Here is a 15,698-nt window from a genome sequence, read left to right as displayed (position 1 = left end):
CGCTTCGCCGACCTCGTCCAGGAAGCCGGCCGCTACCGGGTCGGGCGCGGCGCCGCGCCGCGCCTGCGACCAGTAACCGGCGCCGGCCAGTAGCAGGGCGAGTACGACGGCGAAGGTCAGCGCGCCTCCGTTGTTCAGCATGGAGAGGAACACCCCGCAGCCGACGAGCGCGGTGACGATCGCGGCAAGACCCGGCCCGTCCACCCGCCCCGTGAGGAGCTTGCGGAACTCGTTCTCTTCCTCGTCGTCGTACGGCGCGAACAGCCACGCGAAGCCGTAGAAGATCAGCCCGACGCCGCCGGTCACCGAGAGCACCGACAGGCCGATGCGGAAGATCACCGGGTCCATGTCGCAGTGCCGGCCGAGCCCCGCGCACACCCCGCCCAGCGTCTTGTACCGCCGGTCCCTGCGGAATCCGCGCGGCGGCCTGGCCGGGGGCGGCTCGGGGGTCACGGTGTCCGTGTCCTGAGGGGGCTGCTCCGTCATACGTACATCGTGACGGTCGGGGCCCGTCCGCGGCAGCAGGGACAACCCTGGCCGAACCCTGAGATCGCCCCTGAGCCGGTCGCGGGCACGACCCCCGGCCCGAAGATCAGGGAAGTATCCGGGGCCGACCCTGATGCCCGGCCCCTCTCGCTCATGTGACGATCGGTGGCATGCCGGAAGCAGCGCCCGCCCCTCTCGCCGAAGACCGAGACGACCCGCGGCCGCCGCGCAAGCTCTACCGCAGCAGCGACGGACGCTGGCTGGGCGGAGTGGCGCGGGGCCTCGCGGGGCATCTCGGGCTGCCGGTGATCTGGGTGCGCCTGGTCTTCGTGGGCCTGTTCATGGCGGACGGGCTCGGGGCGCTGCTGTACGCGGCGTTCTGGTTCTTCGTGCCGCTGGGCGTGGGCGGCGTGGGCGCGGACCGCCCGCCCGTCCTCAGTACGGAGACGTCCTCCGACGGCCGCCGCCGGCTGGTGACGCGCAAGCCGGACAAGGGCCAGATCCTCGCCCTGCTCCTGATGGTCGTCGTAGCGATGATCTTCGTGGAGAACGTGAACCTGACCGGCAACACCAAGGCGTATCTGATCCCCACCGTGCTCGTCGCGGCGGGCGTCGCCCTTGTCTGGCGGCAGGCCGACAACGCGCGCAGGGCCCGCTGGATGGAGGTCGGCCGCCGCCGTCGCACGCTGAGCCTGGCCCGCGCGGCCTCCGGGGTGCTGCTCGTCGGCCTGGGCGGCACCGGCATCTTCGTCACGCAGGGCGCCACCGAGCACATCGGCCCGATCCTCCAGGCGGCGCTCGCCGTTCTCGTGGGCATCGCGCTCCTCGCAGGCCCCTACCTGATCCGTATGACGCAGGACCTCTCCGAGGAGCGCCTGATGCGCATCCGCGCGCAGGAGCGGGCGGAGGTCGCGGCCCATGTGCACGACTCGGTCCTGCACACGCTCACCCTGATCCAGCGCAACGCGGACAGTCCTGCCGAGGTGCGCCGCCTCGCCCGCGCCCAGGAGCGCGACCTGCGGGCGTGGCTGTACAAACCGGCCGCCGCGGAGAACCCGCAGGAGCCGGTGACGGTGGCGGAGGCGGTGAAGCGCGACGCGGCCGAGGTCGAGGACAAGCACGGGGTCCCGCTGGAGGTCGTGGTGGTGGGCGACACCCTGCTCGACGAGCAGTTGTCGGCGCAGATGCAGGCCGCGAGGGAAGCGATGGTGAACGCCGCCAAGTACGGTGGCGGGGGCGGCGCGGTCCAGGTGTACGCGGAGGTCGTGGGCGACGTCGACGGGGAAGAGGTCTTCGTCTCCGTACGCGACCGGGGCCCCGGCTTCGACCTCGATTCCATCCCGCCCGACCGCATGGGCGTAAGAGAATCCATCATCGGCCGGATGGAACGCAACGGCGGGACGGCCCGGCTGCGGGCGGTGCCGGACGGCGGCACGGAGGTCGAACTGACCATGAAGAGGGTGGAAGGGACGTCATGACCGACGAGGCAGCTCAGACACGACGGGTACGAGTGGTCCTGGTCGACGACCACCGGATGTTCCGCACCGGCGTCCAGGCGGAGATCGGCCGCACGGAGGAGACGGGCGTCGAAGTGGTCGGCGAGGCCGCCGACGTCGACCAGGCGGTCACGGTGATCACGGCGACGCGGCCCGAGGTGGTCCTCCTCGACGTGCACCTCCCCGGCGGCGGAGGCGTCGAAGTACTGCGCCGCAGCGCCCAGATGATGTCGGACGCGGAGAACCCGGTGCGCTTCCTCGCGCTGTCGGTCTCGGACGCGGCGGAGGACGTGATCGGCGTGATCCGTGGCGGCGCCCGCGGCTACGTCACGAAGACGATCACCGGTACGGACCTCGTCGACTCCATCTTCCGGGTCCAGGAGGGCGACGCGGTGTTCTCGCCCCGCCTCGCCGGTTTCGTCCTCGACGCCTTCGCCTCGACGGACGCGCCCCCGGTGGACGAGGACCTGGACCGTCTTACGCAGCGCGAGCGCGAGGTCCTGCGCCTCATCGCCCGCGGCTACGCGTACAAGGAGATCGCGAAGCAGCTCTTCATCTCGGTGAAGACGGTCGAGTCGCACGTCTCGGCGGTGCTGCGCAAGCTCCAGCTCTCCAACCGCCACGAGCTGACGCGGTGGGCGACGGCGCGGCGGCTGGTGTGAGTCAGGGCCGGCGGCCCGGCACGAGCGGCGTCAACTGCTCGATGTCGTAACGGAGCCGGAGCGCCGCGATGCCGTCGGCGGGCGGTGGCCCGTCTCCCGATGCGAGCAGCTCGCCCATCTCCGCCAGGTACTCCTCGTGTCCGGCCGGGGCGACGAGGAACAGGAGTCGGGCCGGGGCCGGTCCCGGGTTGCCGAAGGCGTGCGGGCACCCGGCAGGCACGTACATGGCGCTGCCGGGCCCGCCCCGCAGGGTCTTGCGGCCGTCCCGGGACTCCCAGGTCCGCCAGTCTCCGGGGGTGCGCTCCAGCGGCTCGAACGCGAGCAGGTCGAGCTCGCCCTCCAGCACGTAGAAGACCTCCTCGGCCTCCCGGTGCAGATGTGCCCCCACGTCGAAACCCATCGGCACTTCGGCCTCGAACATGGACCACCGTGGCGTGTGCTCGGCGCCGACCTTGAGCGTCATCCCCGCTGTCTCGATCCGTCGGCCGGCGCCGGGGGAGAGCAGAAGTCCGTCGGTCATTCCGTCGGTCATGAGGGGCAGCGTGCGGGGGCGGGGGAGGGTTGGCAATGCGCTGAGGTGCGTAGATTCGGCGGAGCCGTTATCCAGGTGCGTTCTTGGCCGCGCATGTGGCTCCATGGATCCCATGATGTCCACCGACCGCCTCCTCGCCTTCGCGGCGATGTCCCTGCTGCTGATCGTCATCCCAGGGCCGAGCGTGATCTTCGTCGTCGGCCGCGCCCTCGCCCAGGGCCGCCGCGCCGCGCTGATGACGGTCGTGGGCAACACGCTCGGGGCGTATGTCCTCGTGATCGCCGTGGCCCTCGGGATCGGCTCGCTCGTCGAGCGCTCGGTGGCGATCTTCATGACGCTGAAGCTGGTGGGCGCGGCGTATTTGATCTACCTGGGCGTCAAGGCGATCCGCCAACGGCGTTCGCTGCGCGCGGTGTTCGAGGAGGAGCGGGGCGAAGCGGGCCGCGGCAGCACGCTGCGCACCCTCTGGGAGGGCTTCGCGGTGGGCGTGGCCAACCCCAAGACGATCGTCTTCTTCGCGGCCGTGCTGCCCCAGTTCGTCGACCGGGAGGCGGGACACACCGTGCTCCAAATGCTGCTCCTGGGCCTGGTGTTCAACGTGATCGCGATCGCCTCGGACAGCCTCTGGGGCCTCGCCGCATCCACGGCCCGCGCCTGGTTCGCCCGCTCCCCTCGCCGCCTCGCGGCGGTCGGCGGCGCGGGCGGACTCGCGATGGTGGGCCTCGGCGTGACGGTGGCGGCCACGGGACGGGCGGAGTGAGCCACGAGATGACGGACGACAACCACGACAGCCACGACAACGGCGACAACCGCGACGGCTACTTCGGCACTCGGATCGCCGCGGACTACGACCGCTCGTCCGCCGACATGTTCACCCCGGAAATCCTCGACCCGACCATCGACCTCCTCGCCGAACTCGCGGGCGAGGGCCCCGCGCTGGAGTTCGCCATCGGCACCGGCCGGGTCGCCCTGCCGCTCGCCGCGCGCGGCGTCGACGTGCACGGCATCGACCTCTCGCGGGCGATGGTGGACCGGCTGCGGGCCAAGCCGGGCGGCGCAGGGGTCCCGGTCACGATCGGCGACTTCGCCACGGCCACCGCGGCCCGCACCGACTTCACCCTCGCCTACCTCGTCTTCAACACCATCGGCAATCTGACCACGCAGGACGCCCAGGTCGACTGCTTCCGCAACGCGGCCGCCCATCTCGCCCCCGGCGGCCGCTTCGTCATCGAGGTCGGCGTGCCGGACCTGCGGCGGCTGCCGTACGGGCAGGACGCCGTGCCGTTCGAGGTGAGCGACACGCGCTGGGCCTTCGACCGCTACGACGTGGCGACACAGGCCATGAGCTCCAACTACGTGGACGTGGACCCGAAGACGGGCAGGGCCTCGTACTGGACCATCCCGTTCCGCTACGTCTGGCCCGCCGAACTCGACCTGATGGCGCGCATCGCAGGCCTGCGGCCGACGGCGCGGTGGGACGGGTGGACCAAGAAGCCCTTCACCAGCGAGAGCCGGGGGCACGTGTCGGTGTGGGAGAAGCCCGCGTAGCGCCTCTTGAACGGCGGCTCACGCCACCCGCGTGGCCCCCGCGAACGGCATCTCGTCGATCGGGGCCACCCGTACCGGTGCGCTCGGGTTCGGGGCGTGGATCATCTTGCCGCCTCCGATGTAGAGGCCCACGTGGCTGATGGACGAGTAGAAGAAGACCAGGTCGCCGGGTTGGAGCTGGGACTTCGGGATGCGGGGTCCCGCGTCGATCTGGGAGTACGTCGTGCGGGGGAGTGAGACCCCGGCCGCCTTGTACGCGGCCTGCGTCAGGCCCGAGCAGTCGAAGGCGGAGGGGCCGGTGGCGCCCCATACGTAGGGACTGCCCAGAGCGCCGTACGCGAAGGAGATCGCGGCCTTGGCGCGGGCGTTGGGGGCCTGGGAGAGGTCGGCGCGTTCCGTCGAGCGTGAGGCGTGCCCGCTCTGCGCGGGGGCGGGGGTGCGCTCTTCAGGGGTGAGGCGGTCGAGGAGGCGGCGGGCCTCCGAGAGTTTTCGCTTCACCTTCTTCTTGTTGTCCTGCAGCTCGGCCTTCTTGGCGCGGAGTTCGGAGAGCGTGTCGTCGGCGTCGCCGCGCAGCTGGTCGATCTCGCGGAGTTCGCCCCGTACGTGGGTGACCGCGGCGGCCTGCCGGGCGCCGGCGCGCTCCGTGAGGGCAGCCTTGTCGAGGTAGGTGTCGGGGGAGGAGGAGAGGAGCAGCTGGACCGACGGGTCCACGCCTCCCGTGCGGTACTGGGAGGCGGCCACCGAACCCAGTTTCTGGCGCTGGGAGTTGAGGGATTCGGTGCGCCGGGACGCCTCGTCCTGGAGGGCGTCCACCTTCTTCTGCGCCCCGTCCGCCTTCTCCTTCGCCCCGTTGTACTTCTGGGTGGCGACCTCCGCCTCCTGGTACAGCTTGTCGACCTTGGCCCGCACTTGGGCCGGGCTGAGCTCGGGCTCCGCGTGCGCCGCCCCGCCGTCGAGGGCGGTGACGGTGGCCGCGGACGCGAGGGCGAGGGCGGCCGCGGTACGGACCGTCCCGCCGCTGAGCGAACGCGGTCGGGGCTTGCGGTGCGCTGCCGGCACAAGGTCCTCCTTTGGACGGCCGCCCGAAACGCACGACCCCCGGTCGCGCGTCCGGCGGCGGCCCGCACAGGGGGAGCGGGCCGCCGCCGGACCTTTCTCGGCGGTGGTGTCCGACTGCCGCCCCTGGCCCGGGCGGCGGTGGGGAGCCGGTCACCTGAGAAAGGACGCTAAACCTCTGCGTAACGGGTTGGCGCCGGATTGTTCGTAACTGGCCTGTTTGTTACGGGTGGTGGCGGAGAGTGATAACAGAGTGGCAAAGGGGCGCCCGTAGTGGGCCATGGGCGTCCGGTTAGGCTCCGAGCCATGGACGTACTCATCCACCTCTTCGTCGGCCTGCACGTCATCGGCATCGCCTCGCTGCTCGGCGGCTTCCTCACGCAGATGTCGGCGATGAAGGAGGGCGCGGCCCGCTTCAACAAGGCGATGCTGCACGGCGCCCTGACCATGCTGGTGACCGGTGTCGCCCTGGTCGGCCTCAATCAGGCCGACGGCAGCACCGTGAACAACATCAAGATCGGCGTGAAGCTCGCGCTCCTGATCGTGATCCTCGGCATCGTCTACGTGAAGCGGGACGAGGAGAAGGCGGAGAAGGGCCTCTTCATCACCGTCGGCGCGCTCACCGTCGTCAACATCTTCATCGCGGTGCTCTGGACCTGAGAATCCGGTCTCCCGGCCCGGAGTGGGGCCCGCTCAGAAAAATGTCGCAGTCAGACGTATAACTGCGACATTTTTCTGCGCACATCAGGCCGGCCGCACCACGCTGTGGATCGACGACGTGCCGTCGTAGTAGATCGACTCCTCGCGCACGACCGCGCCCGGCTTCGGCGCGTGGACCATCATGCCGTCGCCCATGTAGAGGCCCACGTGGCTGATGTCGTCGTAGAAGAACACCAGGTCACCGGGTTGGATATCGGAGAGCGGCACCGTCTTGCCGATCTCGACCTGGTCCCAGGTCGTCCGGGGCAGCGAGATCCCCGCGGACTTCCACGCCGCCTGCGTCAGACCCGAGCAGTCGTACGAGTCCGGGCCCGTGGCGCCCCACACGTACGGCTTGCCCTCCTGTGACTTGGCGAACGCGAGCGCCTGCGCGGCCTTCGTGGCGTACGAGGCGTCCGACGAGCCGGAGGAGGACCCCGAGGAACCGGAAGAGGAACCGGAGGACGAGCCGGAGGCCTCCTCCTGCTGGCGCGCCTTTTCGGCCGCCTCCCGCTTCGCCGCCTCCGCCGCCTTCTGCTTGGCGGCCAGCTCCGCGGCCTTCTTGCGGGCCGCCGCCTCCTTGGCCTTCTGGATCGCGGCGAGCCGCTCCTTCTCCTCGGCGGTCAGCTCGGCCAGCAGCTTGCGCGCGTCGGAGAGCTTCGTCTGGACGGTCTCCTTCGACGACCTCAGCTCGGTCTGCGACTCGGTGAGGTCCTGGAGGCTCGACTGCGCCTCGGTGCGCTTCTTCGCGGTCTCGCGCGCCTGTGACTGATAGTCGTCGACCGACTTCTTCTGCTCGTCGGTGAGCCGGCTCATCAGCTGGCGCTGCGAGAAGTAGTCCTCCGGATCGTCCGCGAGGAACATGGTCGCGGTGTCGCTGACAGCGCCCGAGCGGTACTGCTCGGCGGCGTACCTGCCGAGCTTCTGGCGGGCCGTGTTCATCTCGTCGGTGCGCTGCGCGACATCGTCGAGGAGCTTGTCGACCTGCTGCTTCTTGGAGTCGGTCTGCTCCTTCACCCCGTTGTACTTCTGGGTGGCGACCTCGGCCTGCCGGTACAGGGTGTCGACCTTCTGCTGGACCTCTTCGAGGCGCGGCTTCGACGACGGCTGCGCGGGCGCGGCCTGTGCCGTCTGCGAGAGCAGTGCCACGGAGGTGAGGGCGGCGGTCGTGATGCCGACCGCGGGGGTCGTGCGAAGGCCGCCGGTCATCCGGGAACGGCTGCGGGGCTTGCGGTGCGACGCCAAGGCAGGCGACTCCTTCCGTCGTCCGCCTACCGGGTTAGCTGTCGGGTTCGGGCGTGGTACGCGGAAGGCTGCCCTACGGTCGGCTGACCGATTCACCCCAAGGTCGGTTGGGTCCCCGGTTCCCTGCCTTACGGCGTACGGAACTCAGCGGGGGCTTCCCGTTCGCCGCGACATTCGCGGGCGGGGGGACGGGCTGCCCGGCTGCACCGTAGCCAACTCGTGTGGCTGCTGTGAAGGTTGATGTTCGATATGCCCGATACATTTTCGTGATCTGCCCTCTGGAGGGTCCTCGGAGTTCCGAAGGCAGCCACGGGTTGTCAGTGGGGCCGCCTAGACTCGTAGAGCGATGAGCAGCCTCTTTGACGACAGCTTCCTGACCGGCCTCCAGAACAGCGCGGAGGAACCCCCGCCGCCGCCCCCGGACCCCGAGCACGACGACGGGGCCCCGGAGCCGATGCCGGACGACTTGTTCGGCGGGAAGCTCGGCGCGCCCGAAGGCAGGGACACGCACTACCGGGACGGCGCCCCGCGCCCGGTCCTCGACTCGGCCTCCCTCCTGGAGGGGCTGAACGAGAACCAGCAGGCGGCCGTCGTGCACGGCGGCTCCCCGCTGCTCATCGTCGCGGGCGCCGGATCCGGCAAGACCCGCGTCCTCACGCACCGCATCGCGTACCTGCTCGCCGAGCGCGGCGTGCACCCCGGCCAGATCCTCGCGATCACGTTCACGAACAAGGCCGCGGGCGAGATGAAGGAGCGCGTCGAGGACCTGGTGGGCCCGCGCGCCAACGCGATGTGGGTCTCCACCTTCCACAGCGCGTGCGTGCGCATCCTGCGCCGGGAGAGCAAGAAGCTCGGCTTCACGTCCTCCTTCTCGATCTACGACGCCGCCGACAGCAAGCGGCTCATGGCGCTCGTCTGCCGCGACCTGGACCTGGACCCGAAGAAGTTCCCCCCGAAGTCCTTCAGCGCCAAGATCAGCAATCTCAAGAACGAGCTGATCGACGAGGAGGACTTCGCGGCGACCGCGGCCGACGGCTTCGAGAAGACCCTCGCCCAGGCCTACGCGATGTACCAGGGACGTCTGCGCGAGGCGAACGCGCTGGACTTCGACGACCTGATCATGACGACGGTGAACCTGCTGCGCGCGTTCCCGGACGTCGCCGAGCACTACCGCCGCCGCTTCCGCCACGTCATGGTCGACGAGTACCAGGACACGAACCACGCGCAGTACGCGCTGGTGCGCGAGCTGGTCGGCCCCACTGACGGCGAGGACGCGGACCCGGCCGAGCTGTGCGTCGTGGGTGACGCGGACCAGTCGATCTACGCGTTCCGTGGCGCCACGATCCGTAACATCCTGCAGTTCGAAGAGGACTACACGAACGCGACGACGATCATGCTGGAGCAGAACTACCGCTCCACGCAGACGATCCTCAGCGCGGCGAACGCGGTGATCGAGCGCAACGAGTCGCGCCGCCCCAAGAACCTGTGGACCAACGAGGGGCCCGGCGCCCAGATCACCGGCTACGTCGCGGACACCGAGCACGACGAGGCACAGTTCATCGCCGACGAGATCGACCGGCTCACGGACGCGGGCGACGCGCTGGCGGGCGACGTCGCCGTCTTCTACCGGACGAACGCGCAGTCCCGTGTCTTCGAAGAGATCTTCATCAGGACCGGCCTGCCCTACAAGGTCGTCGGCGGCGTCCGCTTCTACGAGCGCAAGGAGGTCAGGGACGTCCTGGCCTACCTGCGCGTGCTCTCCAACCCCGAGGACTCGGTGCCGCTGCGCCGCATCCTCAACGTGCCCAAGCGCGGCATCGGCGACCGCGCCGAAGCGATGATCGACGCGCTCTCCCAGCGCGAGAAGATCTCCTTCCCGCAGGCGCTGCGCCGCGTCGACGAGGCGTACGGGATGGCGGCCCGTTCGGCGAACGCCGTGAAGCGGTTCAACACGCTGATGGAGGACCTGCGCACGGTCGTGGAGTCGGGCGCGGGCCCGGCCACGGTCCTCGAGGCCATCCTGGAGCGCACCGGATACCTCGCCGAACTGCAGGCCTCCACCGACCCGCAGGACGAGACCCGGATCGAGAACCTTCAGGAACTCGCCGCCGTGGCCCTGGAGTTCGAGCAGGAGGCGGGCGAAGAGGGCGAGACCGAGACCGGCGGCGGTGGGCTCTCCGACTTCCTGGAGCGCGTCGCCCTCGTCGCCGACTCGGACCAGATCCCCGACGAGGACGACGACGGGAGCGGAGTCATCACGCTGATGACGCTGCACACCGCCAAGGGCCTGGAGTTCCCGGTCGTCTTCCTGACCGGCCTCGAGGACGGCGTCTTCCCGCACATGCGCTCCCTCGGCCAGGCCAAGGAGCTGGAGGAAGAGCGCCGCCTCGCGTACGTGGGCATCACACGCGCGCGACAGCGCCTCTATCTGACGCGCGCCTCCATGCGCAGCGCCTGGGGCCAGCCCTCGTACAACCCGCCCTCCCGGTTCCTGGAGGAGATCCCGGCCGGCCACCTGGACTGGAAGCGCACGGGCCCGTCAACGCCGGCGGCCTCGACCAAGAGCATCGGTGGCGGCATCGCGGCCTCCCTGTCGTCCTCGCGCTCCCGCACGGGTACGACGCCGGCCTTCGCCACGAGCCGGGCGAACTCCAAGCCGGTGGTGGCCCTCTCCGTCGGTGACCGCGTCACGCACGACCAGTTCGGGCTCGGCACGGTCGTGGGCGTGTCGGGCACGGGCGACAAGTCGGAGGCGTCGATCGACTTCGGCGACCCGAAGCCGAAGCGCCTGCTGCTGCGGTACGCGCCGGTCGAGAAGTTGTAGTCGCGCTGTAGCCGCTCGGGGGAGGGCTTGGGCGGCTCAGTTCGGGTTGATGCCGTGGCTGCGCAGCCACGGCAGCGGGTCGATCGCCGCGCTGCCGCCGGGCCGCACCTCGAAGTGGAGGTGCGGGCCTGTCGAGTTGCCGGAGTTCCCGGACCGCGCGATCACGTCACCGGCCTTCACGGGACCGCTCATCACGGTGTGCGAGGACAGGTGGCAGTACCAGGTCTCCGTGCCGTCCTTGGCGGTGACGATGGCCATGTTCCCGTACGCGCTGTTCCACTGCGTCTTCACGGTGCCGTCCGTCGCGGCCATCACCGGAGTCCCGTACGAGACGGGGAAGTCGATGCCGGAGTGCTGGGACATCCAGTTGACGCCGGCCTGCCCGAAGAAGGCGCTCAGCCCGTGCTGCTTCACCGGCAGCACGAACTTGGGCCGGGCCGCCTCCTTGCGCGCGGCCTCCTCGGCGGCCTGCTTCCGCGCCGCCTCCTGCTTGGCCTTGAGGTCGATCCGCTCCTGCGTGCGGCTCGCCCGGTCGGCGAAGTCGCCCGCGTCGGCGGACAGGTCCTTCAGCTGCGAGTCCAGCTTGTTGTTGGCGACGGCCGGCTTCACGGCCTGCGCGTCCGAAGCGGCCGCGGCCTGCGTCTCCTTGCCGTCGTCCTCGCCACCGCCGCCGACGCTCGCCGCGGCGATCCCGGCGACGCCGACCACACAGACCGACGGCACGACGACGGTGATGAGCGCGGACCGCTTGGCCGGCGGACGGCGGCGTCCCGCTCGGCCACGGGAGACGTTCTTCCCGGCCCTGCGTGACGTGGGCTGCGGGGCCGCGGGGGCGGGTTCGGTGGCGGAGTCGAGGACGGGCCCGTGCGCGTGGTCGGCTTCGGGGGCCGGCTCCGCGACCGGCTCGGGCTCGGGCTCGGCCGCGATCCCGGTCCCGGTCCCGTGCTCCGCGGTATCGACGGCGTCGGCGGCGTTCCACTGCGTGGCGTCGTACGCGCCCGTGTCGTACGCGGTCGTACCGAAGACCGGGGCCTGGAAGGTGTGGGTGAAACCCTGAGTGTCGTGCGGGTCGGGCGCGCCGAGCATGTCGTGCGTGCTGAAGCTCTGCGTCTCGAAGCCCTGCGCCTCGAAGTGCTGCGCCTCGAACCCTTGGAACTCGAAGGACTGGGTCTCGAAGCTCTGGGTCTCGAAGCTCTGCGTGTCGAAGGCCTGCGTCCCGAAGGGCGGCGCCTCGAAGCTCTGCGTGTCGGGGTGCTGAGCCGCGTACATCTGCGCCTCGTACGCCGAGGTGTCCCACTGACCCGTGGCGTGCTGCTCGGTCATCGTCCGGGGCTGCTGCGCCGGGATGTCGGCGACCTGCTCGTACCCGCCGGTCGCCCAGGTGCCGGTCGTGTCGTAGGCGCCGGTGTCATAGGAACCGGTACCGAAGGCAGCGGCGTCGTAGGTGCCGGTGTCGTAGTACGCGGAGGCGTAGGGGTCGGCGTACTGCTGCTGGGGGGCCGTGTTCCACTGGCCGGTCGCGTGGGAACCCGGTTCGTAGGGGTCCTCTGCCATGTCGCCGAAGAGCGGATCGCTTGCGAAGCTGGTCGCGGAGTAACCGTCGTACGCCGCGTAAGGCGCGGGCCCTGACGGATTTCGGTCGTTCACCAACTTCTCTTTCGCCTCGACAACAGGGGCTGCCAGAGCAGTGCGGTGACTGTACCCGTCGGTATGAGGGCGCGACAATCTTCGTCGGGTTTCCGGGCCTGGGGAAACGGGCAATCAGCCGCCTTTGGGTGGACTGTGGACAGTTCCTTGGCCCTGAGTTCGAGACACGTTCGACAAATTGGGCGCGCCCGGGCGCGGTTCGGGCCCGGATCGGGCGGTCAGGCGACCGTCAGACCGCCGCCGGTCTTGGCGGCGGCGTGTGCTCCTTCCGCGGGCTCCGCGTCGAGGGCCTGGCGGATGCCGGTCGCGACGGCCGGGTGCACCGGCAGCGCGAGATGGCCGATGCCCGTGACCCGGACGTTCTGCGCGAGCAGGTCCGCGTGGTCCACGCACGCCGTTTCGAGGGGCAGCATCAACTGGTCGAGGTCGCTCCAGAAGCTCACGAAGCGCGTACGACAGCCGGGCGCGGGCCGCTTCAACTCCTCGACGAGGGACGAGCCGGGCCGCATCTGCCGGACGATCGGATGCGCGTCCGCGAGCGGCGCCACATGCGTGCCGCCGTGCGGGGTGCCGAGCGTGACGAGCGTGCGCACCCGCGTGTCACCGCCGAGCCGCTGCACGTAGTAACGGGCTATCAGACCGCCCAGGCTGTGCCCCACGATGTCGACCCTGTCCCGGCCCGACCGCTCGCACACCTCCTCCACGTGCCGGGCGAGCAGCGCGGCCGCGGCCCGGATGTCGCAGGTGAGAGGGGAGTAGTTGAGCGATTCGACGTGCTGCCTGCCGTGTTGCGCGAGGGAGCGGCGCAGCAGGACGAAGACGGAGCGGTTGTCGATGAAGCCGTGCAGGAGGAGGACCGGGGGTTTGTCGGGCGCGGGCAGGCGTGCCGTGTCCGCTCCTGTCGGGGCGCTCGCTTCTGCCGGTTCTGTCGGGGGGTTCTCTTCCGCCGTGCCGGTTTCTACGTCTTCGATGTCCACCGGGACATAGGCCGAGGGGTGGCGGGGCAGCGCCAGGGGCAGCCGCCGTTCCGGGAGGATGCCCGAGGGGTAGAGGAGCAGGTGGCCCGCGAGGATCGCCAGCTCCAGGGCGGTCGCCTTCAGGAGCGTGATCGAGAGACCGGCCAGTCTCGTGGGCAGCAAGCGGCAGAGGGGGCGAAAGGGCAGGGTCCTCGTGACCTTCATCGGTCAACCTCCCGTCGGCACACGGGAGGACGCCTCTGTCCCCCGTGTGCGCTCATGAGAGCCGACCGAAGCGGTCCCGCGGCGCCGGTCGTGCCCGATGCGCCGAATCATCGGACCGAACGGCAGCCGGAAGCACCGTGCCACCGTGCCCTGCGGCTGTGGGCGCGGTGGCGCGGCGACCTCGAAGCGGCTCCCTCGCGCCTGTCCCGGATCTGGCGGTGAGTCCCGCCTGGCAGTCGCGGCGCGCAGCGAATGTGTCCCACCGTGTGATTTCCCCCTCGGTCCGCACCGTGAAACGGCGGCTTGCGGGATGCTGTCGATAACGTTCGTTCACTTCGGGCATCAGTCTTTTGAACAGTCGCTTCAACTTTTGCTTGAGCAGTCGTTTCAGGGAGGCAGTGATGGGTGTGGCAGCCGGGCCGATCCGCGTGGTCGTCGCGAAGCCAGGACTCGACGGCCACGATCGTGGGGCCAAAGTGATCGCGCGGGCACTGCGCGACGCCGGTATGGAGGTCATTTACACAGGCCTGCACCAGACGCCCGAGCAGGTCGTGGACACCGCCATCCAGGAGGACGCCGACGCGATCGGTCTTTCCATCCTCTCCGGCGCGCACAACACGCTCTTCGCCCGCGTCATCGAGCTCCTCGCGGAGCGCGACGCCGCGGACATCAAGGTCTTCGGCGGCGGCATCATCCCCGAGGGGGACATCGCGCCGCTGAAGGAGAAGGGCGTCGCCGAGATCTTCACCCCGGGCGCCACGACGGCCTCCATCGTCGACTGGGTCCGGGCCAACGTCCGGCAACCGGCGGCATCCGGCGGCTGACCTTCCAGCCCCGCCGGCGATTGAGCGCGGGGGCAAACCAAGCCCCTGCGGCGATTGAGCAGCGGGGTCCGGGGCGGAGCCCCGTGACCTCGCCCCCGGTGCCGCGCAACGGCGACGCGGGGCCGGGTCACGGCGGAGCCAGTTCGTCGCGCATGGCCCGGCGCAGCCGAAGCGTGCCGGCGAGGCGCTGAAACGCCTCCGTCCAGTACCCCCCGGCCCCGGGCGCCGAGCCCTCCGGTTCCTCCACGGCAGCCGTGAGCCCGTCGAGGCGCACCACCTCCTCGGGGGCCAGGCAGCGCTCCGCGAGCCCCATCACCCCGCTGAAGCTCCAGGGGTAACTCCCGGCGTCCCGCGCGATGTTCAACGCGTCGACCACGGAACGCCCGAGCGGCCGCGCCCACGGCGTGCCGCACACCCCCAGCAACTGGAACGCCTCGGACAGCCCGTGCGCCGCGATGAACTCCGCCACCCAGTCCGCCCGTTCCGCCCCCGGCAGCGCCGCGAGCAGCTTCGCCCGCTCGGCGAGCGACACCGCCCCGGGCCCCGCCGCGTCCGACGCCGTAGGCGCCCCGAGCAGCGCCCGCGACCAGGCGATGTCCCGCTGCCGGACCGCCGCCCGGCACCACGCGGCGTGCAGCTCCCCGCGCCAGTCGTCGGCGACCGGCAGCGCCACTATCGCCTCCGGGCCCCGGCCGCCGAACCGGTCCGGCCACCGGCCGAGCGGCGCCGACTCCACCAACTGCCCGAGCCACCACGCTCTTTCACCCCGTCCCGTCGGCGGCTTCGCCACGATGCCGTCCCGCTCCATCGCCGCGTCGCACTCGTGCGGCGCCTCCACGACGATCGCCCCCTCCGCACGGTCGAGCGCCACGCAGGTCAGCGCCCGGTCCGCCATCCGCGCGGCGAGCGCCGAGCGGGGGAGAGCGGAGAGCAACTCGGCCGCCGTCGCCCGTACGTTCTTGCTGCGGTCGGTCAGCGCCTGCTCCAAGAACGGCTCGTCCGCGTCGCCGAGCCCCGTGCGCAGCGAGTCGAGGAACATCAGGCGGTCCTCGGCGCGCTCCGTGCCCCATGTCCCGGCCAGGAGCGTCCGTGCCGCGGCCGGGTCGTGCGCCCGAACCGACGCGAGCAGCGCCACCCGCTCCGCGAACAGGCCCTCCTCCCACCGCTGATGAACCTGCTCGCTCTCCTCCGGAGCCGGCAGCACGGCGCCGACACCCGGCGTGGCACGCAGCGCGAACTTCCAGTCCGGGTTGAGCCGGGCCAGCCACCGGGCGCGCGGCCCCGCGAACGTGAGGGCCGGCGGGCGCAGATCGGTGCGGCCGCGCGCCGCGTCGAGCAGTGCGGGCAGCAGCTCGGGCGGGGGCGCGTAGCCGTGCGCGTTGGCCGTGGCCAGCCACTGCGGGAGCAGTTCGAGGAGGTCGGGGGCGGTGCCGCGGCGCGAACCGGTGCCGCCGGAGCGGTCGGTGAGCAGGGCATGAAGGGGGCCGCGCGCGAGGAC

General features: G+C 70.8%; 14 protein-coding genes and 1 riboswitch. Of the genes, 7 read left to right on the top strand and 7 right to left on the bottom strand.

From position 1 onward, the window contains the following. A partial coding sequence (locus OKJ99_RS04290; protein ID WP_326014378.1) for a PspC domain-containing protein occupies window positions 1-486 on the bottom strand: 486 nt, incomplete at its 3' end. A 170-nt stretch (window positions 487-656) separates the two neighbouring features. Between OKJ99_RS04290 and OKJ99_RS04285 the strand changes: the two genes are divergently transcribed. Both OKJ99_RS04285 and OKJ99_RS04280 read left to right on the top strand, forming a co-directional pair. Further along, window positions 657-1,964: an ATP-binding protein gene (locus OKJ99_RS04285; RefSeq protein WP_326014377.1), complete on the top strand. Its 1,308-nt coding sequence runs from the start codon at window positions 657-659 to the stop codon at window positions 1,962-1,964. Beyond that, entirely contained in the window at window positions 1,961-2,644 is a 684-nt protein-coding gene (locus OKJ99_RS04280; RefSeq protein WP_326014376.1) for a response regulator transcription factor, read from the top strand. Before OKJ99_RS04285 ends, OKJ99_RS04280 begins: the two co-directional genes overlap by 4 nt. 1 nt (window position 2,645) lies before the next feature. Here the strand turns inward: OKJ99_RS04280 and OKJ99_RS04275 are convergent, their stop codons facing one another. Then, a complete protein-coding gene (locus OKJ99_RS04275; protein ID WP_326014375.1) occupies window positions 2,646-3,176 on the bottom strand; it encodes a cupin domain-containing protein in 531 nt (176 codons plus the stop codon). A 112-nt stretch (window positions 3,177-3,288) separates the two neighbouring features. On the opposite strand from OKJ99_RS04275, the gene OKJ99_RS04270 reads away from it, so the two are divergent. Both OKJ99_RS04270 and OKJ99_RS04265 read left to right on the top strand, forming a co-directional pair. After that, window positions 3,289-3,936, top strand: coding sequence for a LysE family translocator (locus OKJ99_RS04270; protein ID WP_326014379.1), 648 nt, complete (start codon window positions 3,289-3,291; stop codon window positions 3,934-3,936). Window positions 3,937-3,944: 8 nt separating this feature from the next. Beyond that, window positions 3,945-4,724: a class I SAM-dependent DNA methyltransferase gene (locus tag OKJ99_RS04265; RefSeq protein ID WP_326014374.1), complete on the top strand. Its 780-nt coding sequence runs from the start codon at window positions 3,945-3,947 to the stop codon at window positions 4,722-4,724. Between the two features lie 18 nt (window positions 4,725-4,742). Here OKJ99_RS04265 and OKJ99_RS04260 read toward each other — a convergent pair whose 3' ends face one another. Beyond that, window positions 4,743-5,783, bottom strand: a complete 1,041-nt coding sequence (locus OKJ99_RS04260) for a C40 family peptidase (RefSeq protein ID WP_326014373.1) — start codon at window positions 5,781-5,783, stop codon at window positions 4,743-4,745. Between the two features lie 303 nt (window positions 5,784-6,086). On the opposite strand from OKJ99_RS04260, the gene OKJ99_RS04255 reads away from it, so the two are divergent. After that, window positions 6,087-6,440 (top strand): hypothetical protein, encoded by a 354-nt coding sequence (locus OKJ99_RS04255; RefSeq protein ID WP_326014372.1) that lies wholly within the window; start codon window positions 6,087-6,089, stop codon window positions 6,438-6,440. An 84-nt stretch (window positions 6,441-6,524) separates the two neighbouring features. Here OKJ99_RS04255 and OKJ99_RS04250 read toward each other — a convergent pair whose 3' ends face one another. Continuing rightward, window positions 6,525-7,724 (bottom strand): C40 family peptidase, encoded by a 1,200-nt coding sequence (locus tag OKJ99_RS04250; protein ID WP_326014371.1) that lies wholly within the window; start codon window positions 7,722-7,724, stop codon window positions 6,525-6,527. Window positions 7,725-7,732: 8 nt separating this feature from the next. Beyond that, window positions 7,733-7,884: riboswitch (cyclic di-AMP (ydaO/yuaA leader) on the bottom strand. 186 nt (window positions 7,885-8,070) lie between these two features. On the opposite strand from OKJ99_RS04250, the gene pcrA reads away from it, so the two are divergent. Beyond that, on the top strand, window positions 8,071-10,548 hold the full coding sequence (gene pcrA / locus OKJ99_RS04245; protein ID WP_326014370.1) for a DNA helicase PcrA: 2,478 nt from the start codon (window positions 8,071-8,073) through the stop codon (window positions 10,546-10,548). Between the two features lie 36 nt (window positions 10,549-10,584). On the opposite strand, the gene OKJ99_RS04240 is transcribed toward pcrA, so the two are convergent. Beyond that, window positions 10,585-12,195, bottom strand: coding sequence for a M23 family metallopeptidase (locus OKJ99_RS04240; RefSeq protein ID WP_326014369.1), 1,611 nt, complete (start codon window positions 12,193-12,195; stop codon window positions 10,585-10,587). 218 nt (window positions 12,196-12,413) lie between these two features. Continuing rightward, window positions 12,414-13,376, bottom strand: a complete 963-nt coding sequence (locus tag OKJ99_RS04235) for a lipase family alpha/beta hydrolase (RefSeq protein ID WP_326014368.1) — start codon at window positions 13,374-13,376, stop codon at window positions 12,414-12,416. A gap of 401 nt (window positions 13,377-13,777) precedes the next feature. On the opposite strand from OKJ99_RS04235, the gene OKJ99_RS04230 reads away from it, so the two are divergent. Beyond that, the gene (locus tag OKJ99_RS04230) at window positions 13,778-14,200 is read left to right on the top strand and encodes a cobalamin B12-binding domain-containing protein (protein WP_326014367.1); all 423 of its coding nucleotides are present in this window, start codon (window positions 13,778-13,780) and stop codon (window positions 14,198-14,200) included. 127 nt (window positions 14,201-14,327) lie between these two features. Here OKJ99_RS04230 and OKJ99_RS04225 read toward each other — a convergent pair. Further along, window positions 14,328-15,698, bottom strand: a 1,371-nt coding sequence (locus OKJ99_RS04225) for a DUF5691 domain-containing protein (RefSeq protein ID WP_326014366.1), incomplete at its 5' end; no start/stop codon positions are given.

Source organism: Streptomyces endophyticus (assembly GCF_035798155.1).
Lineage (GTDB): Bacteria > Actinomycetota > Actinomycetes > Streptomycetales > Streptomycetaceae > Streptomyces > Streptomyces endophyticus.
Note: the sequence above shows the minus strand (reverse complement) of the source record. Positions and strands in the feature narration are given on the sequence as shown.